We start from the raw sequence: 23,631 nt of genomic DNA on the forward strand, positions 1-23,631 counted from the left end.
GCGAGGCGGGAGCGTGACGTGACGGCGGCTGTGATCACAGCCAGCGCCAGCATCGTGGTCGCGGTACTGGTCTTCGTGCTCAACCAGTACGCCCAGATTCGCGCCGAGCGCCGCCGCGCCCGCCTCGACCGAGTGGCGAACCAGTTGCGCGACCTCTACGGCCCGCTGCACGCCCTCGTCGACGTCAACGAACGACTCTGGCAGGCACTTCGCGACGACAATCTGCCCGGCCAGCAGCAGCGCAGGTCAGACACGGCCTTGACCGAGGATCAGCAGGATCAGTGGATGCGGTGGGTTCAGCAGGCGCTCATGCCGGCGAACATCCAGATGCGCGACCTCATCGTCGGCCGCGCCGACCTGGTGATCGAGGATCGCATGCCGGAGCCTTTGCGAGCCTTCTGTGCCCACGTCGCCGCATACGAGGTCGCGCTGGCCCACGCGGACAACCGACGGCCCCTGATCAGGCATCCCGGTGCCGCGTACGTCGATTACGTTCGCAGGTCGTTCGATGTGTTGAAACGGGAGCACCACCGGTTGCTGGCGACGCGCCGCAGCGGTCGCGGGTAATCAAAGACACACGGTTCACCGGCGGGTCGATCACGGCGATATGGCAACTGACGGGTATCCTGCGCTCTGCTGGTGTACCTGCCTCGTGAGGGATACCCTGAGTTCTTCGGTAATCAGCCCTATCGCGATCGACGGGCAAGCCTCAGCCGAAAAGGTGCGTGCTGGTGTGCGCCGCCGCCACCTGCATCGAGGTTCGTAGGGGAAGGCACAGGGGTGTCACAAGAACGGCCGACCGAGTGGGACGTCCCGGTGGACGACCGAACTCTCGCCGTCGAGACATCGGGCAAGGCGGACGGTTTCCCGATCTTCCTGATGCACGGAATGCCCGGCAGCCGCAGCGGCCCGAAGCCCCGACGCATGATCCTGCACCTGCTCGGCATCCGGCTCATCTGCTACGACCGTCCGGGCTATGGCAGATCGAGTCGCCATCCTGGCCGTCGCGTCGTCGACGCGGTACGAGACGTCCACGCGATCGCCAACCACCTCGAACTGGACACCTTCGCCATCGTCGGCCGCTCCGGCGGCGGGCCGCACGCCCTCGCCTGCGCCGCCAGTGACCTGTTCGCTGGTCGGCTGACCCGGGCCGCGGTACTGGTCTCCCCGGCTCCCACCGACGCACCCGGTCTGGACTGGTATGCGGGCATGGCCCCTTCCAACGTCCAGGCATACCGCGAGGCGATGTCCGACCAGCGCAGGCTGATCGAGTCGCTGACCATCCGGGCTGACCGCACCCGGCGAGATCCGGCAAGCGTGGTCCGTTTCCTCGACGGCGAGTTGAGTGCCGCCGATCGCCATGTGGTCGAGGACGTCGCGATTCGCCGGCAGTTGGCCACGAGCTTCGCGGAGGCGGTCCGCTTCGGTGCCGATGGTTGGATCGACGACGCGCTGGCACTCAGCCAGGACTGGGGCTTCGACCCGTCGTCGATAACCGTTCCGGTTCGCCTGTGGCACGGTGCCGACGACGCCTTCTCGCCGGTCTCCCACGCCCGCTGGCTCAAATCGCGAATCCCGCACGCGGAGTTCGAAGAGCAGCCCGGGGCGGGCCATTTCGCCGCAATGCAGATCCTGCCGGACATCCTCGCCTGGCTCGCTACCCCCCAGGCGGATCTCGTCGACGCTCGTCTGGGCGGTCGGGTCTGACCCGACCGCCCAGCGAGTCGCGGCGAGGTCGCCGCACCACTTAGAACGGGTGCGGATCCAGCACCCGATCGAGCAGCTTCCGCTGACCGAGCGCACGCACGTCCGGATGACCACCACCGAGCCGCTTGACCAGCTCGGCCACCGCCGCGTCCAGTTCCTCCGGTGCTGGATCCGGGTCCCGCAGGTGACGAAGCAACGCCAGGTTGGCCGCGGCCCGCAGGGTGTCCGGGTGCTGGGGCCCGAGCACGCTCCGCAGCACCTTACGCAGGTCGTCCATCAGCTCGAACGCTCCGGCGAGATCCCCGGTCTCCGCCTTGCAGATCGCCAGGTTCATCTGGGCGGCGAGCACGAACGGGTGCTGCGCATGGAGCACCTCACCCAGCCCACCAGCCGCCACCTGAGCCGACAACCGGGCAGGCTCCCGCTCGCCCAGCGCCCGGGCCGCCACCGCGAGGTTGTTCTCGCAGATCAACGTGTGTGGGTGTCGCGGACCGAGCAACGCCCGGTAGAGCGCCTGCACTGCCCGCAACTCTCCCTCGGCTCCGGCGGGGTCATCGAGCGCCAGCAGGTTCGTCGCCCGGCTCAGCCGGGCCGCCAGCGTGTCCGGGCTGTCCTCCCCGTACGTCGCCCGCAACGCGTCGTACGCGGCGTCGAGGAGTTGGGCCGCCTCGGCGGACCGACCCACCGTGCGCAGCGCCACCCCCAGGTTCGTCTGCGCACCGAGCGTAGCCAGTGCGTTGACACCGGACAGCTTCTGGAAGTCGGTGAACACCTCCTGCGAGTGCACCAGGGAACGGTCGTACTCGCCGGACTCCCGCAGGTCTCGGGCCAGGTTCACGGCCGAGGCGAGGGTCCAGGGATTGAGCCGGCCGAACATCACCCGGCGCTGCTCGTAAACCTGCTGGTCCAGCCGTTGCGCCTCGGCGACCCTGCCGTTGAGTCGCATCGACACGGCCAGGTTGTTCAATGCCGCCAAGGTACGTGGGAAGTTCTCACCGAAGTCCCGCGACCACATCGCGTAGGTCTGCTCGTCCTGCTTCAGCGCATCGGCGTACCTGCCAAGACCGCGCAGGTCGGCGGCGAGCCCACCTGCGGTCATCAGCGCGTCGGCGTGCGTCGGACCGAGCAGTTCCCGCTGCTGGGCGAGGGTTTCCTCGTCGAATGCGTGAGCCTGTTCGAAGTGGCCCTGTGAGCGCAGGATGTTGCCGAAGTTGAAGCGCAGCCGCAGCAGCGGCGGGCGCAGCATCTCCTGCTCGTCGGGGTCGGTGCTCGCCTGAAGCCGGTCGTTCCATGCCCCGAGGATCCGCTCGCCAAGTTCACGGGCCTGGCCCAGCACCCCGCGCAGCCAGATGTAACGCACCCGCTCGACCAGCAACTCCAGCACCGCCGGATCGTCGGAGTCGAGCGCCGCCTGCATGGCTACCTGCGACTCCTCCAGGTGGGGCCAGAGCATTCGGAAGCGTTCCCAGTTGTCCGCCACGTCCACGTCGCTGTCCGGCCGGGCCGCGGCCAGGGCACTGATCACCTGCCGGCGGATGCTCTGCCGCTCCTCCTCGGTCATCCGACGTTGGACGGCGTCGCGCAGCAGGCGGTGGATCTCGATCTGTTGCGCTCGGGTGTCGAGCCGCAGCAGCGCCAGCCGGTTGATGCGCTGGATCAGTCTCGCGGCGCCGGAGCGGGTCGGTACCGACGGGTCGGCCTGCCGCAGCAGATCTCCGATACCCCTGCTGTTGAGCAGTTCGATGGAGACCTTCACCGACAGCACCGAGCAGATCTCCAGCAGGCGGTACGCGCCGGGTGAATCCGCCTTCAGCCGGTCCAGGGATGGTCCCCAGGTCTCCAGGGCGGCGCCGTCCTCGGCCAACGCGACCAGGTAGTCGTCCACCGAACCACCGCTATCAGCCAGCAGGGCGCCACCGACGGTGAGGGCGATCGGCAGGTCGCCGAGTGCCTCGGCGACGCGGTCCGCGTCCGGCTCGGAAAGGCTGGTTACCTGGCGCCGGAGATGCGCGATGCTCTCGGCCCGGCTGAACGGACTGATCTCGACGGTCTCCGCGCTCTCTTCCCAGGTCCGTTCCCGAGCGGTGATGATGATGTGGCCCCGCCCGCCCTGCGGCAGGAACTCCTCGATCTCCCGGTAGTCCGCGACGTTGTCGAAGACCAGCAGCCAGCGCGGATAGCGGTCACCGCGGATCAGCGTGTCGTGCACCTGACGGATCGCGGCCGGGATGTTCACCGCCTCAGGCAGCCCCATCCGTTGGCCGAGATCCACCAACGACGAGTCGACGAGCGCCTTCGGGTCGGCCTCGATCCAGAACACCAGGTCATAAGCCGTCCGGAAGCGATGGACGTACTCCAGGGCGATCTGGCTCTTGCCCACACCACCCATCCCGCGCAGTGCGACCAGAGAGTATCCACGGCTGGCACCGGCCTGGAGTAGCCTCCGCAACCTGCGCAGCTCATCGTCGCGCCCGATGAATTGGACGTTGGCGACCGGCGTCTTCTGCAGTTCCGGACCAGCACCCGGATAGCGGGTCCCGGTCGCCGCAGTCACGTCCGCGCTGGTCTGCTCGACACGGCCGACCAGCCGCAGCAGACTCGCCGCCGCATCGGTCGCCCTCGTCACACCGTTGAGGAAGACCGACGTCTCCAGCGTGAACTCAGGCAGTGGCTTGACATCGTCGATGTACACGGCCAGCGGGGTGCCGGAGCCGGGGGTCTCCGACGGCGGCAACGCCTCCGGCGCGGTCTCCGCGTACGACGTCGACACGACAGTCAGCGTCCGGATCGGCGTGGCTCCCCGGCGAAGCGAAGGTGACCCCCCGTCGAGGACCTGGATGCCGACCAGGCCGAGGATCCGCACGATCCACTCCGCCCAGACCTCGTCCTTCGGCGCGTAGCGCAGCAGGATCTCCCCCTGCGGCAGGAACCTCTTGCGTTCGTACTGTGACCGCAGTTGGCTGCGTACCGCATCGTCCAGCCGCGGCAGGGACCGGACCTGGCCGTCGGTGATCGCCGCGGTTAGCCGCTCGTACGCCGACAGCATCGATCGGTCGGTGCCGAAGGTCGCCAGCGTCTCCTCATACGCGTAGTAGGCCACATAGGGCACCTCGACCTCGGCCCAGTAGTCGCGGCGGTCGCTCTCGCTCATACCGGCCGGCAGGCCCGCGAAGCGGTGCATGGCCAGCGCGCGTCCGGCGTTGGCTTTGTCCTGTTCCGCCGGGTCGACCCGCATCGGTGCCGGCAGCACCCGGATCCGACGGTGGTTGACATACCGTTCGGTCACCTCGCGGGCCACCTGGGCCGCGCCTTCGATGCCCTGGTCGCTGAACGTGAAGCAGTCGACTAGCACGTCCGGCAGGTGGATCGTGCAGATGCTGGCCACATCGCTCAGCCCGGTCCGACTGTCGATCAACGTGTAGTCGTAGTTGCGCCGCATGTCCTCGCGCAACGCGTCGATGAACGCCGCACCGCCCAGTCCGTCGTAGAACACGTCCCAGTCCAGGCCACTGATCCCGGCAGCATAGTCCCGGTTGTGTCGGCCGGCGGACAGGAAGTCGAGGCTACCCCCACCGGGGAAGGTGTAGTTCAGCGAGAACGCGAACCGCTGCACCCTCGCGTACTCCGCCTCCCAACCGTTCGGCAGCAGCCGGCTCTTCGGCAGCCCGTCGGAATCCTTGGCCGACGCCTGGGTCTCGAAAGCGCGAATCATGTCGATGACCCCGCCGGTGCCGGGCAGGACACTCAAGTCGATGAACGGATGGAAGAACCGGTGTAGACCCGGCGACTCGAGATCCCAGTCGGCGACCAACACCTTCTTACCGTTCGCCGCCAGGATCCACGCCACGTTTGCCAATGCCATGGTCCGGCCCGTACCACCCTTGAACGAGTAGAACGTGACCACCTGGCCGTTGCGTTCGTCAGTCATCGATCCTCTTCTGCACCTGGAAACACGTTGCTGCCACCTGACGTTTCGGGCCGACCGAGCTGTGGTCGCCGAACCCGGGGTCGGTCCGTCGGCACGACGGGTGCGTTCTTGAGGAACTGGCGGCGGGCCTCGGTCACCAACTCCGGCATGATCTTGACGAACTCCGACAGTTGGCTGATCCGCCTCGCCGTCGGCCGATTGGCGCGGTCGAAGATCCGCGCGACCCGATCTGCGAACCGATCTCCTGCGGATCTGGCCAACGGATCGTTCTCATTGAGCACCACCAGCGGAATCACCCACCGAGGCAGCCGTTTGAGCACGAGCGCCAGGTCATGCTCCCCGGCACTGTCACTGACGATCCACGGATCGACTAGTAGCACCGAGGGACAGCGGGCCATCACATCCCCGGCATTGGCGAAGCTGGTGATGTGGGTGGACAAGCCCAGCCGCTCGGCGGTGCTCGCCACGTACTTGGCGGCGGGCAACGCCTGGTCCTGCCCGAACGGGCGCCACTGCTCGCTGCGATCGGCGTAGACCCCGGGCGCACCCTCCGCCGGCGCCTCGGCCCGGGTCGGTGCGGCGACAACCACCACGAACTGTGCGTCCGCCCGCGAGGTGGAACGCGCGTCGGCCACCTTCGGCACCACGGAGGACGGTAATGGATGCCGTTGCGCGATCTGCGTGATCTCCGTCGCGATGCGGTTCAGCACCTCCCGGTACGCCGAGCGGTAGCTGGCGAGCATGCACAGCGCGCGTAACCCGTTCTCGGCGTACCCGACGACATCACCGGCGAGTTCGAGCGCCTCACGGGTTTCGGCCGTCTGGTCCCACGGTGGCAGTGGGATCCACAGGACCGGCACGATGTGTCGGTACTTCTCACCGACCGTGGATGCCTTCAGCCGACGCCGGAACGCCTCCAACTCGCCGAGCGGCCAAGAGTTGCTGAGATACGCGGGCGAGTAGAGCGGCACGAACACCTGTGTGTTACCGAGCGCGATGGTCAACGTCTCTTCCCAGTCCGCACCGGAGCTCAACTGCGCGTCGAAGAACCCGACCTGCTGGTCGTCCGGGACGGAGATCTGACCGCGGATCGCCGCCGACAGATCGTCGAAGAACACCTTGACCCACTTGTCCGGGTCCAGCCGGGGATCCTCCAGCATCGGCGGAGAATGGGCGTAGCTGAGGAAGAAGTACGTGCCGCGGTCGACCGACACGGGTGCCGCCGTCGCCCCGATCCCGCTCATCTGTCCCTCCTGGAGAACTTCCTGGGGTGCCGGCTCGGCTCGCTGAGCACTTTCGGCTCCACCCAGTGCGATCGGGTCAACTCGACGATGCGCTGCGCCAACTTCCAGATCACCACGTCGCTCGCGTCGTCCTTCATGGAGAGCAGCCCGTACAGGCCCTCCTGGTGGTATCTCGGCACCACGTTCTCGTCCGGGGTGCCTTCCGGGGAGAACCACTCGAGACCGTCGGGCGGCTCGCACGAATCCTCCGGCGCCCAGCACACCGGTAAGATGCAGGTCTCGTGGGTGGGCCGACCGTCGCGGCGCATGATCGTCCGGCGGGTGAACAGATCCCACTCGCGCTCGCACCACTCGCTGTCGAGATAGGCCGGAGACAGCAGGGCGACGAAGACCTGGCATGTCCCGACGGCCTCCAGCAGCTCCGGGGTCCATTTCTCGCCGCCGCGCATGGTCCGGTTGATGAACCCGGGATCCGCGCCGGCCTGACGGCTCACCAAGGCGTTCACGTGAATGGACAGCTCGGTGAAGAGTCGTAGCGCGTTCGTGTTGGCCTCCCGCCGGCCACCGGGCGCCCGCAACGGTGGCTTGATGACGGCGTAGCTGACAAAGAACAGTGGAGCGAACGGATCGTCCACCACCCTGTCGTCACCCAACTGTCGCTCCCCCACCATCGACCGCAGGTGCCATCGCGCCGTCGCCCAAGGTAAGCACACCCGCACGGATGGGTCTATACCGCTTTACGGTCGGCGATGCCCCGCCATCCAGGTTGTCGCGAAGTCGACCGCATCGCGCAGATCGAGCAACCGGGTCGGTGCTGTGCCGACGAGGCCGCGACCGACTGGCAGATTCGCCTCGATTGCCGCACCGAGCTCGGCGAAATCACTCATGTCGAGCGACGGTGCGCGAAAATCGCGCCGCTCCCGCCGCCCGCCCACCAGGACGTAACAGCGATAGGACCGCTCCGGCGGTGGGCCTGCCGGTCGTCGTGCCTGCGTGCGGTACTCCGCCAGATGCAGGGCCGTACAGCTCGTGTAGCCCACACCGAGCAGCAGGACCGCGGCACCGGCCTGGTAGAGACGCCCCAGTGGCGAGCGCTCCCCGAGGTGGCAGTCCAGGTCGTGGACCGCAGTGAATTCCGCCGCGCGTCGGCCGAGGGCGGCGAACGACGTGAGCGGGTGAGTGCTACGCGTCGCGCCGGGCTGCTGCCGCAGATACTCGGCGAAGACCCCCATCCCCTCGGACGGAGTGGTCGCCGGATCGAACCCGGGCAGCCGAGCCTCGTAGGCTGCCTGTTCCACCGCGTCCAGCCCGTTGGTGGCGGCTCGGAAGGCCGGGCTGGTGGGCGAACTGCCAGCGGTCTGTGCCGGCACGACGACCGTCGCCGCCGGACCGGCCACGCGACGCAGCGCGGCCAGCAGCGTCGCCGGTCCGCCGGTCACCGGTCCCATCCGACGCATGGAGCAGTGCACCAACAGGTCTTGGTCGGCCCGCACGCCGAGCGTGGTCAGGTCGGCGGCGAGCCGGTCGACCTCGGCGGGATCGGCACGGTCGGAACGGCCCGCTCGGTCAACGTGGGTCATCGGACCATGAGTCCATGGTCTGGCGCATCCGCCGCACGAAGCGCTGCCCGTGCTCGGTGAGCGCACCGGTGCCCGCCAGCTCGTCGATGGCACGCTCCGTCCACCGGAAGTACTGGCGGTGCCGCTGTCGGGCCAGGTCACCGGGCCGGGCCCGCCAGATGTCGGCAATGGCCATGTGCGCGTACGTGCCTTGGAGGGCGCCCTCCAGCGGTCGTGGATCCTCACGCCACGGCACGCTGAGTCGCTTCCGGTACGTCGGGTCGTACAGCTGACTCACATCCAGCACCGCGCCGAGTTTGACGTGCTGGAACTCGTGCACCAGCAGCTCCGCAAGCGAGTCCGGGGAAGCCTGTACGGTGCCGAGCGCGCCGAAGGCGTCCCGGGATGCGGCGCTGCGCAGCCGACCGCCCGGATCCGCGCGCAGTGGGGTGATGGTCCACAGCCCCGTCCGTAGTCCCGCGACCTGACCGGGCGCAGAGCGTTCGATACGGGTCCAGGCGGCAGCCAACGACCCCCGCCAGGACGCCAGCTGCGCCGGGTCGAGCCGGCCGGTCACCGGCCACTGGTAGCAATCCCGGTACGGGTCGAGGTCGTCTATCGACACCGTCCAGCCGTCCAGCTCGACCTGATGTACGGGCACCCATCCCGCCGGAGAGCTGCCCCCGGCCGGTGGCACCGTGACGACCGACCTCCCGGCACGGGCCGTGAACCCGCCGCCCGTGACCGACAGGCGAGCACGCCGTTCACCCGGCGCGTCGATGGCCTGCGCGCCGAGGCCCGGCAGATGCACCAGCCCGGCGCGCAGCGGCACCTCGATGTCCGTGTCGACGCCCGCCCGCACGGCCACGGCTGCGGCCAGCGCGCCGAGGTACCCCCAGTCAGGGTCCTCCCCAGCGGCAGGAGCGAGACAGTGCCGGGCCCACCGCCGCAGGTAGGGGTGGGCGAAGGTGGCCGAGACCGCGTCGGTCGCCTCCTCGTCGAGCCGGACGATCAGCTCCCACGCTGCGGCGAACGGCGTGCTGGCGACCCGGTCGGCGATCTGGACCAGCAGTGCCCGCACGTAGGCGAGCTGGGCGGCTGCGAGCCGTTGCAGGCTGGCCTCCGACCCCTGACCGGTACCGAGATCGTCCAGCAGGTCGGCGGCCGGCAGGCCGTCGAGAAGCCGGTCACCGGCAGCGTGGCTCGGATGGGCCGCCAAGGCGGTCTCCGGTGGTTCACGGTTCATCGTGACAATCAGCTTCTTCAGGTCAGCGCAGTAGACCGACGGATTGTCGAACCCACCCGCAGCGGAGTAGCGGTGCGCCCGCAGCCCACCGCCGCACTGCCCGACGACGGAACATTCCCGGCAGGTTTGGCAGAGTCCAGTCAGACCACGTCGGTTGCGAACGAACTCCGGATGTGAGATCACCACGTCCACCGAGTGCTGGAAGACGTCCAAGCCGATTCCGGCCGCGCCGTCGAACGCGGTCTTCATCGAGTCGGCCAGTTCCCATGCGCCGTCGGTCTCGATCACCGCGAGGCCCGACGGATCGAGCCCGACCACCTCGGTGCCGCTTCGCCCGCCTACCGCAGTGGCCAGCAACGAGTTGAACAGTCGAATGTCGACCGGCCGGCCGTCGCGGACCCACAACCGGTAGATCGTGAGCAGCCAGTCCGCGTACGAGGTGACACCGCCCGGCCGCGGCGGCGGATCGACCCAGGTCGCGTGCGGCAGCAGGAAATCGATCCGGGGCGGCTCCTCGGCCAACAACGCCCGGTAGACACCGACGGGGTCGTTGCGCACGTCGATCGTGCAGAGAATGCCCGCGTAGCAGCGGCGATACTCCGGCCGGCGAAGTAGGGCCAGTGCCCGCCGGACCTGGGCGTGACTACTGGCCCCGTTGGCGAAACGTCGGTGCCGGTCGTTGGCCGCCGCGTCACCGTCCAAAGAGATGCCGACCCGCACGCCGTGCTCCACGAACAGGTCGCACAGTCCCGGGGTGAGCAACACCCCGTTGGACTGCATCCGGAGGTCCAGTTCGGCGACCGGCTCGATGGCGGCACGCAGCCGGGTGAGTACCATCGCCAGCCCGCCCGCGCCCAGCAGCAGCGGTTCGCCGCCGTGCAACACCAGACGCACTCGACGCGTACCGCGTTCTCGGGCGTGCTCGGCTATCCGGAAAGCGGCGGCGTCCACCGTCTCCCGGGCGATCTGTCGCGGTCGGGCCCGCCAGCTCTGGTCCGCGTGTTCGTAGACGTAGCAGTGGTCACAGGCCAGATCACATCGGCTGTGCACCTTCAGGACGTACTCGCTGAGGCTGGGCGGCCATGGAGCAGATTCGCCTGGTGTCGTGGACACCGGGCATCAGATGGCCGAACCGAACACCGCGACGTCGACCGCCTCGACGCGGTCGCGGTCCTCGATGATCCGGCGTACCAGGGGCCGGACCTGCTCGGTGGAGAGCTCACCAAGCGGGGTGCGCAGAAGGACAGTGAGATCGGTTGACGTCTGCTGTGCCTCGACGGGTGCGGCATGGGCCACGGATGACTCCCCTCAATGCCGGTGCCTGCAAACGGATCGGTCGGCGGAGCGGCGAACGTCACTCCAATTAGTAGCATAGAGACGACCCGCCGTAATGTCCCGTGACGGGGACGAGCCCCGGGTGATCGTCGAGATCACCCGGGGCTCGTCGTCGGTCGGATCAGGCCAGATCGAACCGGTCGAGTTCCATCACCTTGGTCCAGGCGGCCACGAAGTCGGCCACGAACTTGTCGCGGGCGTCGTCGCTGGCGTAGACCTCGGCGAGTGCCCGGAGCTGGCTGTTGGAACCGAAGATGAGGTCGACCGCGGTCGCGGTCCACTTCACCTGGTCGGTGGCCAGGTCCCGGATCTCGTACACGTGCTCCTCGGACTCCGACGCCTTCCACCGGGTGCCCGGGGAGAGCAGGTTGGCGAAGAAGTCGTTGGTGAGCACGCCGGGCCGGTCGGTGAGCACGCCGTGGCGGCTACCACCGACGTTGGCACCGAGGGCGCGCAGGCCGCCGACGAGAACGGTCATCTCGGGCGCGGTCAGGTTGAGCATGTACGCGCGGTCGACGAGCAGCGTCTCCGGCTGGGTCTTCTCCCCGGCACGCAGGTAGTTGCGGAACCCGTCGGCGCGCGGCTCCAGCACCCGGAACGACTCGACGTCGGTCTGCTCCTGGCTGGCGTCGGTGCGGCCGGGGTGGAACGGGACCGTGATCTTCACGCCCGCCTCCCGCGCCGCCTTCTCGACGGCGGCCGAGCCGGCCAGCACGATCAGGTCCGCGAGGGAGATCTTCGCCCCGCCCGCCGAGTTGAACTCCTGCTGGATGCCCTCCAGGGTGCCCAGCACGGTCGCGAGCTGCTCCGGCTGGTTGACCTCCCAGCTGCGCTGCGGCTCGAGACGGATGCGGGCGCCGTTGGCACCGCCACGCTTGTCGGTGTACCGGAAGCTCGCCGCCGAGGCCCAGGCGGTGGTGACCAGCTGGGCGGTGGTGAGGCCGGACTCCAGGACCTTCTCCTTGAGCGAGGCGATGTCGGCCTCGTCCACCAGCTCGTGGTCGACGGCCGGCACCGGGTCCTGCCACAGCTGAGGCTCCGGCACCCACGGCCCGAGGAAGCGGCTGACCGGGCCCATGTCGCGGTGCAGCAGCTTGTACCAGGCCTTGGCGAAGGCCAGCGCGAACTCGTCGGGGTGCTCCAGGAAGCGGCGGGAGATCTTCTCGTACGCCGGGTCGACGCGCAGCGACAGGTCGGTCGTGAGCATCGTCGGCTTGTGCTTCTTCGCCGGGTCGTAGGGGTCCGGGATGATCGCCTCGGCGTCCTTGGCGACCCACTGCTTGGCCCCGCCGGGGCTGGTGGTCAGCTCCCACTCGTACCCGAAGAGGATCTCGAAGAAGCGGTTACTCCACTGCGTCGGCCGGTCGGTCCAGGTGACCTCGAGGCCGCTGGTGATCGTGTCGGGGCCCTTGCCGCTGCCGTACGTGCTCAGCCAGCCCAGGCCCTGCGCCTCCAGCGGCGCGGCCTCGGGCTCCGGGCCGACGTGGTTGTCGGCGACCGCCGCGCCGTGCGTCTTGCCGAAGGTGTGGCCACCGGCGATGAGCGCCACGGTCTCCTCGTCGTTCATCGCCATCCGGGCGAAGGTCTCCCGGATGAAGTGCGCCGCCGCCAGCGGGTCCGCGTTGCCGCGCGGGCCCTCGGGGTTGACGTAGATCAGACCCATCTCGGTCGCGCCGACTTCCTGCGACATCTCCTTCTCGGAGACGTAGCGCTCGTCACCGAGCCAGGTGTCCTCCGGACCCCAGAAGATCTCCTCGGGCTCCCAGACGTCCTCGCGGCCGAAACCGAAGCCGAAGGTCTTGAAGCCCATCGACTCGAGGGCCACGTTGCCGGCGAGCACGAGCAGGTCGGCCCAGGAGATCTTCTGGCCGTACTTCTGCTTGACCGGCCAGAGCAGGCGGCGGGCCTTGTCCAGGTTGGCGTTGTCCGGCCAGCTGTTGAGCGGGGCGAAGCGCTGGCTGCCGTCACCGGCACCACCACGACCGTCGTGGATGCGGTAGGTGCCCGCCGCGTGCCAGCTCAGGCGGATCATCAGGCCGCCGTAGTGGCCGAAGTCGGCCGGCCACCAGTCCTGCGAGGTGGTGAGGACCTCGGTGATGTCCCGCTTGAGCGCCTCGACGTCGAGCTTGGCGAACTCCTTGGCGTAGCTGAAGTCCTCCCCCAGCGGGTTGACCTTCGACGAGTGGGCGCGCAGCACCGAAAGGTCGAGCTGGTTGGGCCACCAGTCCCGGTTCGTGCGCGGACGGCCGCCGGTCTTCGGAGTCGGCGAGTCGATCGCCGGGTTCTCGCTCTCGCTGCCGTGGGCGGTCACCGAGTCGTGCGCGACCGGGCAGCCGGCCGCCGCCTTCTTGTCCACGCCCTGGGCGCTGGACGGGCCGTCGTGCTGTGCGTTACTCAATGTGCTTCCTTCCGACCTTGCGGATCACTGGTGGTGCGTGCGGTCGTGCAGTCGGGGCAGGCGCCCCAGTAGACGACCTCCGCCTCGTCGAGCACGAACCCGTGGTCGTCGGAGGCGGTGAGGCAGGGGGCGGAGCCGACGGCGCAGTCCACGTCGGCGATCACGCCGCAGGAACGGCACACGACATGGTGGTGGTTGTCCCCCACCCGGGACTCGTATCGGGCGACCGCTCCGGTGGGCTGGATGCGCCGCACCAGACCAGCGTCGGTGAGCGCCCGCAGCACATCGTAGATCGCCTGGTGGGAGACGGTGGGGTGATCGGCACGGACCAACCGGATCACGGTGTCCGTGTCGACGTGCGGGTGATCACGTAGCGCCGCGAGCACCGCCAACCGGGGTCGGGTCACGCGCAACGAGACCGCTCGTAGCTGCGCCTCGAAGTCGGCCGTCATGCCGACGAACCTATCACTCTTCTGGAATGAATCAAGTTTTCAGGCGTACGACACGCGGAGGCACCCGTAGGCCGATGCCGGCGGTGCCGGGGGCAGACGGTTGGTAGCGGGTGACGGTGGGGGCGTACGCCGACGTGCCGGTCGGGCTGACCGACCGGCACGGGCGAGCGTCGGGGTCAGGGTTTACGCGCGAGAAGCCCGACGAAGGTGTGGTACGTGTCGCTCTGGGCCGGCAGGGACTCACCCGGCGCGGGTCGCCACTCGGCGAACGGCACCAGACCCGGCTCCAGCACCTCCAGGCCCTCGACGTAGGAGAGGATCTCCTCGTCGGTACGCCAGCGGCCGGTGCCGAGGGACTCGTTGAAGATGCGCTCGACCTCGCGCGCCTTACGGGAGGCGTCCGGAGCCCGATCGCCGGGATCGCGGAAGTGGGAGATCGCGACGTAGCTGCCCGACGGCAGGGCCGCGACCAACCTCGCCGCCACCCCCTTCGGGTTCTCGTCGTCGCGCAGGTGGTGCAGGATCCCGAACAGCAGCAGCCCGACGGGGCGGTCGAAGTCCAGGAAACGGCGCGTCTCCGGATGATCCAGGATGGCCTCCGGCGATCGGACGTCGGCCTGCAACACCGTCGTGGTGCCCGCGTCGGCCAGCAGCGCCCGTCCGTGCGCCAGCACGATCGGGTCGTTGTCGACGTAGACCACCCTCGACTGCGGGTTGCAGGCCGTGGCGACCTGGTGCACGTTGCCCTGGGTGGGCAGGCCCGACCCGAGGTCGAGGAACTGGTCGATGCCCTGCTCCGCGGCGAGGAACCGCACCACCCGACGCAGGAAGGACCGGTTCGCCTGGGCCGCCTCCGGCCCGTCCGGCGTGATGCTGAGGGCGTGCTCGGCGACGGCGCGGTCCACCGCGAAGTTGTCCTTGCCACCGAGCATGAAGTCGTACACCCGGGCGACACTCGGCACGCTCATGTCGACCCCGGAGGGTGCCACCTCTTGACTCGCCACAGTTCGTCTCCTCGTCCACACCGGGTCACGGCCGGCCGAACCGCCTCACGCGGGACTGGGTGCAGTCGGACGTCGAAGCGCTTTCGGTCGCGACGCCGGTGCGTGTCACATCACTCACCGCAGCCGGTCGCCGCCGACCATCCTAAATGGTCGTTTCGTTGGAACGCTCCCACGGCCACCTCAGCGTGACATAAGCCGGGCTCCGGTCAACTCAGCGTGACACTCCGCGTGGACGATCGTCGGCGAGGGCGATCCCTACGACGCCTGCCGGGCAGGCATGCCGGACCGCCAGACCTCGGCCAGGTCGGTGAGGGGGACGTCCAGGGCCTGACCGAGGCAGACCACCGTGCCGAACGCCGGAGCGGGCAGGCGGCCCGCCTCGATCTTGCGCAGCGTCTCGGGAGAGATGCCGGCTGCCAGGGCCACCTCGGCGAGACTGCGGTCGCCCCGCGCCGCCCGCAGGGCGGCTCCGAGTCGCTGACCTGCGGCGACCTGTGCGGCAGTGAGCGGTTGGCGAACCATGCCAGCAGGATAGCCCTCCCGATCAGCCGATCCAGACGTGGTATAAAAATACCGGCAGGCGGCGAGGGGACCGAGATGATCGAGCTAAAGTCGGCCGAGGAGATCGACCGGATGGCGGTGACCGGCCAGTTCGTCGGCGAGTTGCTCGCCGAGTTGAGCGGTCTCGCCATGGTCGGCGTCAACCTGATGGAGCTGGAGCATCACGCCCGCCGCCGGATCTCCGAACGCGGCGCGGAGTCCTGCTACTGGGACTACGCCCCCTCGTTCGGCCGAGGGCCGTTTCGCAACGTGTTGTGCCTGTCGGTCAACGACGCGGTGCTGCACGGCCTTCCGCACGACTACGTCCTGCGCGACGGCGACCTGCTGAGCATCGACATGGCGGTCGGCATCGACGGCTGGGTCGCCGACTCCGCGCTCTCCGTCATCGTCGGCACCCCCGACCCGGCGGACCTGAGACTGATCGAGGCCACCGAGGTGGCGCTGGAGGCCGCGATCACGGCCGCCCAGCCCGGCGGCCGTCTCGGCGACGTCTCCGCCGCGATCGGCGAGGTCGCGCACTCGTACGGCTACCGGGTCAACTCCGAGTTCGGCGGCCACGGCATCGGACGCACCATGCACGAGGCTCCGCACGTGGCCAACCAGGGTCGCCCGCGTCGCGGGCTGAGACTCGACCCCGGCCTCACCATCGCCATCGAGCCCTGGCTCTGCCGCACCACCGACAAGATCAGGTACGACCCGGACGGCTGGACGATCCGCTCGGCGGACGGTTCCCGCACCGCCCACTCCGAGCACACGGTCGCCATCACGGCCTCCGGACCTCGGGTCCTGACCCGCCGCCCCGGCCACGCCTCGGCCGACCCCGCCGAGAGCTCCGCTGCCGCCTGCTGAACCGACAGCGACAGGAGCCGGTCCGCCGGGCTATCGAGGTGCCAACACCCGGAACTCGTTGCCGTCGGGGTCGGCGAGCATGACACTCCCGTCCTCACCGACCTCGATCAGCGTGGCGCCGAGGGAGGCCAGCCGGTCGACCTCCGGTTGCTGATCGCCGTGGCTCGGCGGAGCGAGGTCGAAGCGCTGCCGGTTCCTGCCCTGCTTCGGCGGCAGGGGCGGGCCTCCCCAGGCGACCTTGGTGCCGCCGGCCGGTGACTGCACGGCGGTCTCCTGCCCCTGCTCCCAGACGAGCGGCCAGCCCAGCGCCGCGCTCCAGAAGAGGCCGACCTCCCGAGTGCCCTCGCAGGCGATCTCGCCGAGGAAACCACAACCGGCGAGAAAGTCGTTGCCCGGCTCGATCACGCAGAACGCGTTGCCTTCCGGGTCGGTCAGGACGATGTGTCCTTCCTCCGGGCGCTGCCCGAGGTCCAGATGACCGGCGCCGAGGGCGACCGCCCGCGCCACCGTGTGCCGTTGGTCGGCGGGGTCGGCGCTGGTGAGGTGCAGATGTACCCGGTTGGTCTCCACCCGCGCCGCGCTGCTCGCCACGAACCGGAGCCCGAGCTGGGTGTCCGTGCCCGGCAGCAGCGTGCCGTCGGCGTCGTGGACGGCCTCCCGGCCGAGCAGGGCGGCCCAGAACTGCCCCAGCCGCAGCGGTCGGCTCGCGTCGAAACACACCGCGACCAGCTGACAGGTCATCACGTTCCCCCATCGTCCGGCGGTCGACGCACACCGTCCGCCGCCTGTTCGATGGAGGGTAAGGACCCAGCGGCGCCGGGCACAGCCGATTTCGGCGGCGGAGCCCGGCGGCCGCGGTCCGGGTCAGGTCGACGGCAGGTGGCGGTAGCGCGGGTCAGCAGCCGAGGCGCTTGGTGGATAGTGCGATGTCGTCGATCCAGAGGTCGAACGCGCCCGGGGTGGTGCCGCCCTGGTAGAGCTGCCAACCGATCTTCACGGTGTTCACCGTCGGCAGGATGAACGGCACGTCGTTGCCGCCGTGGTTGTTGGTGGAGGCGGTCAACTCCGGGTTCGCCACGCCGTCGATCCACACGTCGACGCGGTTGTCCGCCGGGTCGAGCCTCCACTCGAAGCACTGCCAGGTGTCCTCGACGACCGGCGCGGACTCCCGCCAGTTCGTCCAGTCACCGGTCGGCCCGCCGTCGGCACCCACGCCCCAGAAGATTCCGGGGACCGTCGGCGCGTACTGGCCGCCGACCGGCCGGACGATCTCCGAGCTACCGGTGCCGGTCACCTCCACGAGGGTGAAGTGCGCCCAGTCGGGAGCGGTCGGGAAGGCGTCGACCCGCAGCCGCATCCGGCCGTAGAAGCGGTTGCCCGGTGCGGCGAAGTCGTCGACCCGCAGGAAGGCACGCCCATTGTCGACCGTGTGCACGTGCAACACCTGGTTGCCCCGGTGGGCGCGTTCCACGGTGAGGGTGCCGTTGCGCGTGTCGATGCCCCAGTCCAGCGTGCTGGCACCTCCGCGTGGGAGACGCTCGAAGTCCTCGCAGAAAAGCATGTGTCGGGCGCAGGAGCCACGGTGGGAGGCACCGGCGGCATCGGACGGCACACTGCCGGCCGTCACGCCGACCATCAGGGCGGCCAACGCGGCGAGAATGTTGCGCATGGTTCCTCCATGAACAGATTCCCCGCACCACGATGTGGCAGGGGCAGCGGCGTCCAGACATCCGACCTGCGACGCTTTCGGCGACAGCGACGAAAGCCCTGGTAGGAGGGTTGAACGTGGATGGGGCGGAGCCATCTCCGGCCACGACCCCCGAGCTTGGAAGCGTTCCCATATATAGCAGAGGTTGAATCTCTGCGGGCTCCCGCGACGGCGACGCGGCAGCCGTCCTCTCAGGACGGCGCTCGGCACGGACACCCTCCGCCTAGGCGTTGTCCGGCATCCCGACACCGCGCATACTGCATTCAACCTCGCCGGCCCAGAGGAGTGCCCGCCATGACCGACGTCCGGATCACGCACATCGGCGGTCCGACCGTGCTGATCGAGATCGACGGCTGGCGGCTACTCACCGATCCGACGTTCGACGCGCCCGGCCGGACCTACCGATTCGGCTGGGGCACCGCGTCACGCAAGCTCACCGGCCCCGCGCTACCGGCGGAGTCACTCGGCGACCTCGACGCGGTGCTGCTGACCCATGACCACCACGCCGACAACCTCGACGACACCGGCCGAGCCCTGTTGCCGACCGTGGGCCGGGTCGTCACCACCGTGGCCGGCGGCCGGCGACTCGGCGCCGGCACGACCGGGCTGGCACCCTGGCAGCACACCACGCTCACGGCACCCGGCAGGCCGACCATCGAGGTCACGGCGACTCCGTGTCGGCATGGTCCGCCGCTGAGCCGGCCGGTCGTCGGCGAGGTGACCGGTTTCGCGCTGCGCTGGGACGGCCAGCGACACGGACCACTCTGGATCACCGGCGACACCGTGCTCTACGACGGGGTGCGCGAGGTCGCCGACCGGTTCGACATCGGCACCGTCGTGTTGCACCTCGGAGCGGTGCGCTTCGGCCTCACCGGTCCGCTGCGGTACACGATGAGCGCCGAGGAGGGCGCCGAGCTGTGCGGGCTGATCAGCCCCCACACCGTGCTGCCGGTGCACTACGAGGGATGGGGCCACTTCAGCGAGGGCCGACAGGCGATCGAGGCCGCCTTCGCCTCCGCACCGTCCACGGTCCGCGCGGGCCTGCACTGGCTTACCCCTGGCGCGGCCAGCTCCCTCACGGTCTGACCGCGCCCGGGTGGCGGCGGTCCCTCCCCCCGCCGCCACCCACCTTCTCGGCCCGGCCCGGCAACGGCGACGCCTTGGTATGAGCCAGTTGATATAGAGATTCCTCTATAAGTTGGGCTAGGTTGAGGTGGCCCACCTGATCCGGCTGGCGCCCCACCGAGGCGCCCGGCAGCGGCACCGGCCAGGTCGACGGGCTCCCAGCCGCGACACCGTCGCCAAACCCCGAGGGCGAAGCGCGGCGGGATCCCCCGCCCGACGCGGCGCACCCCCATCTCCGCGCCGCTGTTTCCACAGGAGGCAACAGATGAGACGTGTCCTCACCCTCGCGGCAGCAGCGATGCTGCTGCCCGTCGGTGCCATCGCCGTCGCGGTGCCCCCCGCCGCCGCGGCACCACCGTCGGCCCCCGGCACCGGGGCAGCCGCATCGTCGGAGATGCTCGCCGCGATGCAGCGTGACCTCCGCCTGAGCCCGACCGAGGCGCGCGACCGGATCGCCCGGGACGACAAGGGGACCCGCACCGACGCCAGTCTCCGCAAGTCGCTCGGTTCGTCGTACGCCGGCGGTTGGATGACCACCGACGGCCTGGTCGTCGCCGTCACCAGCAAGACGGCCGCGAACCGGGTCAAGGCCGCCGGAGCCCGGGCGACGGTCGTGGACCGCAGTGGCGCCGAGTTGGACCGGATCAAGGCGACGCTGGACCGTCACGCCGCCCACGCGCCCGCCGGTGCGGTTCCCGGCTGGTACGTCGACGTCACGACCAACACGGTCGTGGTCCTCGCCAACGGAGACGCCGCCGCCGCCGCGAAGTTCGTCCGCGCCAGCCGGGTCGACGCCGCCGCGGTCCGCGTGGTGACCACGACCGAGTCTCCCCGGCTGCTCTACGACGTACGCGGCGGAGACGCGTACTACATGGGCGGGCGCTGCTCGGTCGGGTTCTCGGTGACCGGCGGCTTCGTCACCGCCGGACACTGCGGACGCACCGGCACCGCGACCCAGGGCTACAACCAGGTGGCCCAGGGCACCTTCCGTGGCTCCTCGTTCCCGGGCAACGACTACGGCTGGGTGCAGACCAACTCGAACTGGACCCCGCAGCCCTGGGTGAACAACTACTCCGGCGCCAACGTCACGGTCGCCGGTTCCACCGAGGCCGCCGTCGGCGCGGCGGTCTGCCGCTCCGGCTCGACCACCGGTTGGCGGTGCGGCACCATCCAGGCCAAGAACCAGACCGTCAACTACGCCGAGGGCTCGGTCAGCGGACTGACCCGAACCAACGCCTGCGCCGAGCCGGGTGACTCGGGCGGCTCCTGGCTCTCCGGTCAGCAGGCACAGGGGGTGACCTCCGGCGGCTCCGGCAACTGCTCCTCCGGCGGCACCACCTACTTCCAGCCGGTCAACGAGATCCTCTCCGCGTACGGGTTGACGCTGCGCACCAGTGGTGGTGGCAACGAACCGCCGCCGACCACCGGTTGCAGCGGCTACCAGGCGACCTACAACGGCAGCATCTCCTCCCGGCAGAGCCAGTTCCACCCCAACGGCAGCTACTACTACTCGTCCACCTCGGGCACCCACCGCGGCTGCCTGGACGGACCCAACGGCGTCGACTTCGACCTCTACCTGCAGAAGTGGAACGGCTCCAGCTGGGTCGACGTGGCCGGCTCGTACAGCCCCGGGCCTGACGAGTCGCTGACCTACAACGGCACGGCGGGTTACTACCGCTTCGAGGTGTACGCGTACAGCGGCTCCGGCAGCTACTCGGTGGGCATCACCAACCCCTGACCCGTCGACGACACGGCGGGGTGCGGCTCTGCTCCGCGCCCCGCCGTCAGTCCCGGTCCGCCCAGACCGCTCAGCCGTGGCCACTGGTCACGGCCGGCGAACTGCCGCAACAGGTCCGCCGCGCGGGCCACCCCGCCGGCCTTGCGGCTCTGCTCACCCCAGTACCGGCTGCGCTGCCGAAAACCGTCCTCGGACAGCAGCCGACGAAGCTTCCCGGCCACCTCGTCCGGATCCACCCGGGGCGGAGCGTCGAGGGCCAGTCCGACCCCCGCGTCGACCGCTCGGGCGGCGATGTCGTAGCAGTCCAGCCAGAACGGGGTGACCAGCATCGGCTGCCCGAAGTGGACGCCCTCGTGGAAGCCGTTCGCGCCACCGTGGCAGACGAAGGCCCGGACCCGAGGGTGCGCCAACACCTCCAGCTGGGACGGAATCCACTCCTGCACCCGCACGTTCGGCGGCAGCCTGGTCAACGCGGCACGTTGCGCATCCGGCAGCTTCCACAGCACCTGGTGTTCCGGGCCGAGCCTGCCGAGGGCCTCCGCGAACGCGTCGAGTTGGGCGGTGGTGAGGGTGGCCAGGGTGCCCAGGCAGACGTAGACCACGCTGGGTTGCCGGTCCAGCCACTCGGTGAGTTCGTCGTGGGACCGGCCCGGGGCCACCTCCTGGGGCACCATCGCGCCCAACAGGTGCAGGTGGTCCGGCGCGGGAAAGGGATACTCCAGCCCGAACACCGTGTACCCGAAGACGGCGACCGCGTCGGCGGCGTACCTCGCGGGGTCGCCGGTCGCGTTGGCCAGGCCCTGGGCCCGACGCCGCCAGGTCGGCCCGGCCACCGCGCGCAGCAGCGCCGCCTGGAGCCGTACGCGGTACAGCGCGTTGGTCAGTCTCCGCGCCCCGGTCAGTCGGCGCGGCAGCCCCGAGGTCGGCGTCGGGTAGCCCCACGGCAACCGGCTCAGATAGACGGCGCTGATCGGGTACGGCACGCTCAGCACGTAGGGCACGCCCATGGTGGTCGCCGCGTCGAGCGCGCCCAGGTTCATCACGTCGATGACCATCAGCCGGGGACGGACCCGCTCGATGTGGGCGAGGTTGCGCTCATAGACCTGCGCGGTGGCGTCGGCCGTACGCGTCGTACGGGCGAGGGCGGCCAGACCGGCGGTGGTACGCGGGCCTCTGGTCATCGCCGCGTACAGGTCGCCTTCGATCCGCACCGGCGTGTCGGCGCCGGGCAGGTATCGCACCGGGCTGCCGAGCGTCGCCGCCTCGACCCGGTGCCGACCCTCGACGTCGACGCTGAACCACAGGTCGGGTTCACCCCGTCGGGACATCTCCGCGGCGATGGTCAACAGCGGGTTGAGCTGCCCGGGATGCGACGGGCTGGCGAACATGATCGGTCTACGGGCCGCAGGACCCTCGGTTACTGACACTCCGGCTCCCGGACTCCGGTCACGGCTTCAGGCGTACCGGCAGGTGGTCGTAGCCCCGGAGCACGCGGGTCGACCGGCGCCGTGGTGCGCCGTCCAACGCCAGGTCGGGGTAACGCTCGAACAGACTGCGCAGCCCGACCTCGCCCTCCAGCCGGGCGAGGTTGGCGCCGAGGCAGTAGTGCGCCCCGCTGGAGAAGGCGAGATGGTCACGGGCGTTGGCCCGGGTGACGTCGAAACGATCCGGCTCGGTGAACACGGCCGGATCCCGGTTCGCCCCGCCCAACATCGGCACCACGATCTCGCCCCGGCGTAGCCGCACCCCGGCCACCTCGGTGTCGGAGCGGCAGTACCGCGCGGTGGTCTGCACCGGGGCGTCGTAGCGCAGGATCTCCTCCACCGCGTTGGGCCACCGGTGCGGCTCGGCCCGCAGCAGCGCCAGTTGCTCCGGGTGGGCCAGCAGCACCGCCGTACCGGTGCCGAGGAGGTTCACCGTCGTCTCGAAGCCCGCCGCCAGCAGCAGGCCGGCGAGGGCGACCAGCTCGTCCTCGGTCAGCCCGTCACCGTCGCTGTCCTGGTGCACCAACTGGCTCAGCAGGTCGTCACCGGGCTCCGCGCGCAGGCGGGCGAAGTGCTCCCGCAGCCACACGTTGAGCTGCCTGATCGCCGTTTCGACGCGATGGTACTGGCCGAGGGACAGACCCAGGTCCAGCGCCGGGGACATGGCCTCGCCCCAGTCCAGGAAGCGCTGTCGCTGTTGCGCCGGCACACCGAGGATCTCCGCGATCACGGTGACCGGTAGCAGGCTGGCGTAGTGCGCGACCAGGTCCACCGACCCATGGGGCGAGGCGGCGCGGACCAGGTCGTCAAGCAGGTCCGCACAGCGTTGCTCCACCTGGGGCCGTAGTGCCTCGATCGCCCGCGCGGTGAAGACCTTGACGACGAGCCGGCGGTAGCGGGTGTGCTCGGGTGGGTCGGTGACCAGCATCGACGGCGGGTCGATCGGCCCGATCGGCTTTCCCCGCCTGCCGAGAGCGCGCAACATCGTGACCGCACGGGGCGCCGGCACCGTGGCCGGATGCACGCCGAACGCGTCGCTGCGGAGTATCTCGGTGACCACGTCGTGCCGGGTGGCGCTCCACATCAGGTGGCCGCGTACCAGCGCGCCGGTCTGGCGCGCCTGGCGATAGAACGGGTACGGATCCTCCCGGACCGCCGGGTCGAGAAAGAGACGGGCCTGGGTGTCTCCCCGGCGCGCGGCGGCGGTGATCGCGAGCCGCATCAGACCGTGCCGCGTCGTCCACCGCACCACACCCCCGGGGCCCGGCACGCGCCTCGCCCGATGGGAGAAAT

The 23,631-nt window shown here is 69.7% G+C and carries 19 protein-coding genes; 5 read left to right on the plus strand and 14 right to left on the minus strand.

What is annotated here, in order from left to right; translation table 11 throughout:
- Positions 1–18: 18 nt before the first annotated feature.
- Positions 19–567: a hypothetical protein gene (locus FF096_RS21580; protein WP_230462827.1), complete on the plus strand. Its 549-nt coding sequence runs from the start codon at positions 19–21 to the stop codon at positions 565–567.
- A 249-nt stretch (positions 568–816) separates the two neighbouring features.
- Positions 817–1,707, plus strand: coding sequence for an alpha/beta hydrolase (locus FF096_RS21585; RefSeq protein WP_309223723.1), 891 nt, complete (start codon positions 817–819; stop codon positions 1,705–1,707).
- Between the two features lie 40 nt (positions 1,708–1,747).
- Here FF096_RS21585 and fxsT read toward each other — a convergent pair whose 3' ends face one another.
- The 10 genes from fxsT to FF096_RS21635 form a co-directional block, all read right to left on the minus strand.
- Positions 1,748–5,635 (minus strand): FxSxx-COOH system tetratricopeptide repeat protein, encoded by a 3,888-nt coding sequence (fxsT, locus tag FF096_RS21590; RefSeq protein WP_155221335.1) that lies wholly within the window; start codon positions 5,633–5,635, stop codon positions 1,748–1,750.
- Positions 5,632–6,879, minus strand: coding sequence for a TIR-like protein FxsC (locus FF096_RS21595; protein ID WP_155221337.1), 1,248 nt, complete (start codon positions 6,877–6,879; stop codon positions 5,632–5,634). The genes fxsT and FF096_RS21595 overlap by 4 nt, the downstream gene beginning before the upstream one ends.
- Positions 6,876–7,532, minus strand: a complete 657-nt coding sequence (locus FF096_RS21600) for a TIR-like protein FxsC (RefSeq protein WP_196222606.1) — start codon at positions 7,530–7,532, stop codon at positions 6,876–6,878. Before FF096_RS21600 ends, FF096_RS21595 begins: the two co-directional genes overlap by 4 nt.
- An 84-nt stretch (positions 7,533–7,616) precedes the next feature.
- Entirely contained in the window at positions 7,617–8,459 is an 843-nt protein-coding gene (locus FF096_RS21605; protein ID WP_155221341.1) for an aminoglycoside N(3)-acetyltransferase, read from the minus strand.
- Entirely contained in the window at positions 8,446–10,797 is a 2,352-nt protein-coding gene (locus FF096_RS27350) for an FxsB family cyclophane-forming radical SAM/SPASM peptide maturase (RefSeq protein ID WP_309223724.1), read from the minus strand. The genes FF096_RS21605 and FF096_RS27350 overlap by 14 nt, the downstream gene beginning before the upstream one ends.
- A 6-nt stretch (positions 10,798–10,803) precedes the next feature.
- The gene (locus tag FF096_RS21615; protein WP_155221343.1) at positions 10,804–10,980 is read right to left on the minus strand and encodes a hypothetical protein; all 177 of its coding nucleotides are present in this window, start codon (positions 10,978–10,980) and stop codon (positions 10,804–10,806) included.
- Between the two features lie 160 nt (positions 10,981–11,140).
- The gene (gene katG, locus FF096_RS21620) at positions 11,141–13,417 is read right to left on the minus strand and encodes a catalase/peroxidase HPI (protein ID WP_155221345.1); all 2,277 of its coding nucleotides are present in this window, start codon (positions 13,415–13,417) and stop codon (positions 11,141–11,143) included.
- Positions 13,414–13,869, minus strand: a complete 456-nt coding sequence (locus tag FF096_RS21625) for a Fur family transcriptional regulator (RefSeq protein WP_155221347.1) — start codon at positions 13,867–13,869, stop codon at positions 13,414–13,416. The genes katG and FF096_RS21625 overlap by 4 nt, the downstream gene beginning before the upstream one ends.
- Positions 13,870–14,045: 176 nt before the next feature.
- On the minus strand, positions 14,046–14,873 hold the full coding sequence (locus tag FF096_RS21630) for an SAM-dependent methyltransferase (protein ID WP_309223725.1): 828 nt from the start codon (positions 14,871–14,873) through the stop codon (positions 14,046–14,048).
- A 255-nt stretch (positions 14,874–15,128) separates the two neighbouring features.
- On the minus strand, positions 15,129–15,395 hold the full coding sequence (locus FF096_RS21635; RefSeq protein ID WP_155221359.1) for a helix-turn-helix domain-containing protein: 267 nt from the start codon (positions 15,393–15,395) through the stop codon (positions 15,129–15,131).
- A 75-nt stretch (positions 15,396–15,470) separates the two neighbouring features.
- Between FF096_RS21635 and map the strand changes: the two genes are divergently transcribed.
- Positions 15,471–16,283, plus strand: coding sequence for a type I methionyl aminopeptidase (map, locus tag FF096_RS21640; protein ID WP_155221361.1), 813 nt, complete (start codon positions 15,471–15,473; stop codon positions 16,281–16,283).
- A gap of 30 nt (positions 16,284–16,313) precedes the next feature.
- Here map and FF096_RS21645 read toward each other — a convergent pair whose 3' ends face one another.
- Both FF096_RS21645 and FF096_RS21650 read right to left on the minus strand, forming a co-directional pair.
- Positions 16,314–17,024, minus strand: a complete 711-nt coding sequence (locus tag FF096_RS21645) for a VOC family protein (RefSeq protein ID WP_155221363.1) — start codon at positions 17,022–17,024, stop codon at positions 16,314–16,316.
- A gap of 154 nt (positions 17,025–17,178) precedes the next feature.
- The gene (locus FF096_RS21650; protein WP_155221365.1) at positions 17,179–17,952 is read right to left on the minus strand and encodes a hypothetical protein; all 774 of its coding nucleotides are present in this window, start codon (positions 17,950–17,952) and stop codon (positions 17,179–17,181) included.
- 333 nt (positions 17,953–18,285) lie between these two features.
- Between FF096_RS21650 and FF096_RS21655 the strand changes: the two genes are divergently transcribed.
- Together FF096_RS21655 and FF096_RS21660 are read left to right on the plus strand one after the other, a co-directional pair.
- The gene (locus tag FF096_RS21655; protein WP_155221367.1) at positions 18,286–19,077 is read left to right on the plus strand and encodes an MBL fold metallo-hydrolase; all 792 of its coding nucleotides are present in this window, start codon (positions 18,286–18,288) and stop codon (positions 19,075–19,077) included.
- A 304-nt stretch (positions 19,078–19,381) separates the two neighbouring features.
- Positions 19,382–20,854: a S1 family peptidase gene (locus FF096_RS21660; protein ID WP_155221369.1), complete on the plus strand. Its 1,473-nt coding sequence runs from the start codon at positions 19,382–19,384 to the stop codon at positions 20,852–20,854.
- Here the strand turns inward: FF096_RS21660 and FF096_RS21665 are convergent.
- Positions 20,827–22,281 carry a glycosyltransferase gene (locus FF096_RS21665; RefSeq protein WP_155221371.1) on the minus strand — a complete coding sequence of 485 codons (1,455 nt, stop codon included), beginning with the start codon at positions 22,279–22,281 and terminating at the stop codon, positions 20,827–20,829. The genes FF096_RS21660 and FF096_RS21665 overlap by 28 nt on opposite strands.
- Positions 22,282–22,300: 19 nt before the next feature.
- Positions 22,301–23,560 carry a cytochrome P450 gene (locus FF096_RS21670; protein ID WP_230462828.1) on the minus strand — a complete coding sequence of 420 codons (1,260 nt, stop codon included), beginning with the start codon at positions 23,558–23,560 and terminating at the stop codon, positions 22,301–22,303.
- Between the last annotated feature and the right edge of the window lie 71 nt (positions 23,561–23,631).

It is taken from the genome of Micromonospora sp. CP22, from assembly GCF_009712475.1.
GTDB lineage: Bacteria > Actinomycetota > Actinomycetes > Mycobacteriales > Micromonosporaceae > Micromonospora.

What these genes read in the sequence shown, in the direction of transcription:
- fxsT (WP_155221335.1), bottom strand. Translation starts at nt 5,635, where the DNA reads ATGACTGACGAACGCAACGGCCAGGTGGTCACGTTCTACTCGTTCAAG.
- FF096_RS21595 (WP_155221337.1), bottom strand. Translation starts at nt 6,879, where the DNA reads ATGAGCGGGATCGGGGCGACGGCGGCACCCGTGTCGGTCGACCGCGGC.
- FF096_RS21605 (WP_155221341.1), bottom strand. Translation starts at nt 8,459, where the DNA reads ATGACCCACGTTGACCGAGCGGGCCGTTCCGACCGTGCCGATCCCGCC.
- FF096_RS21625 (WP_155221347.1), bottom strand. Translation starts at nt 13,869, where the DNA reads ATGACGGCCGACTTCGAGGCGCAGCTACGAGCGGTCTCGTTGCGCGTG.
- FF096_RS21635 (WP_155221359.1), bottom strand. Translation starts at nt 15,395, where the DNA reads ATGGTTCGCCAACCGCTCACTGCCGCACAGGTCGCCGCAGGTCAGCGA.
- map (WP_155221361.1), top strand. Translation starts at nt 15,471, where the DNA reads ATGATCGAGCTAAAGTCGGCCGAGGAGATCGACCGGATGGCGGTGACC.
- FF096_RS21645 (WP_155221363.1), bottom strand. Translation starts at nt 17,024, where the DNA reads ATGACCTGTCAGCTGGTCGCGGTGTGTTTCGACGCGAGCCGACCGCTG.
- FF096_RS21650 (WP_155221365.1), bottom strand. Translation starts at nt 17,952, where the DNA reads ATGCGCAACATTCTCGCCGCGTTGGCCGCCCTGATGGTCGGCGTGACG.
- FF096_RS21655 (WP_155221367.1), top strand. Translation starts at nt 18,286, where the DNA reads ATGACCGACGTCCGGATCACGCACATCGGCGGTCCGACCGTGCTGATC.
- FF096_RS21660 (WP_155221369.1), top strand. Translation starts at nt 19,382, where the DNA reads ATGAGACGTGTCCTCACCCTCGCGGCAGCAGCGATGCTGCTGCCCGTC.
- FF096_RS21670 (WP_230462828.1), bottom strand. Translation starts at nt 23,560, where the DNA reads ATGCGGCTCGCGATCACCGCCGCCGCGCGCCGGGGAGACACCCAGGCC.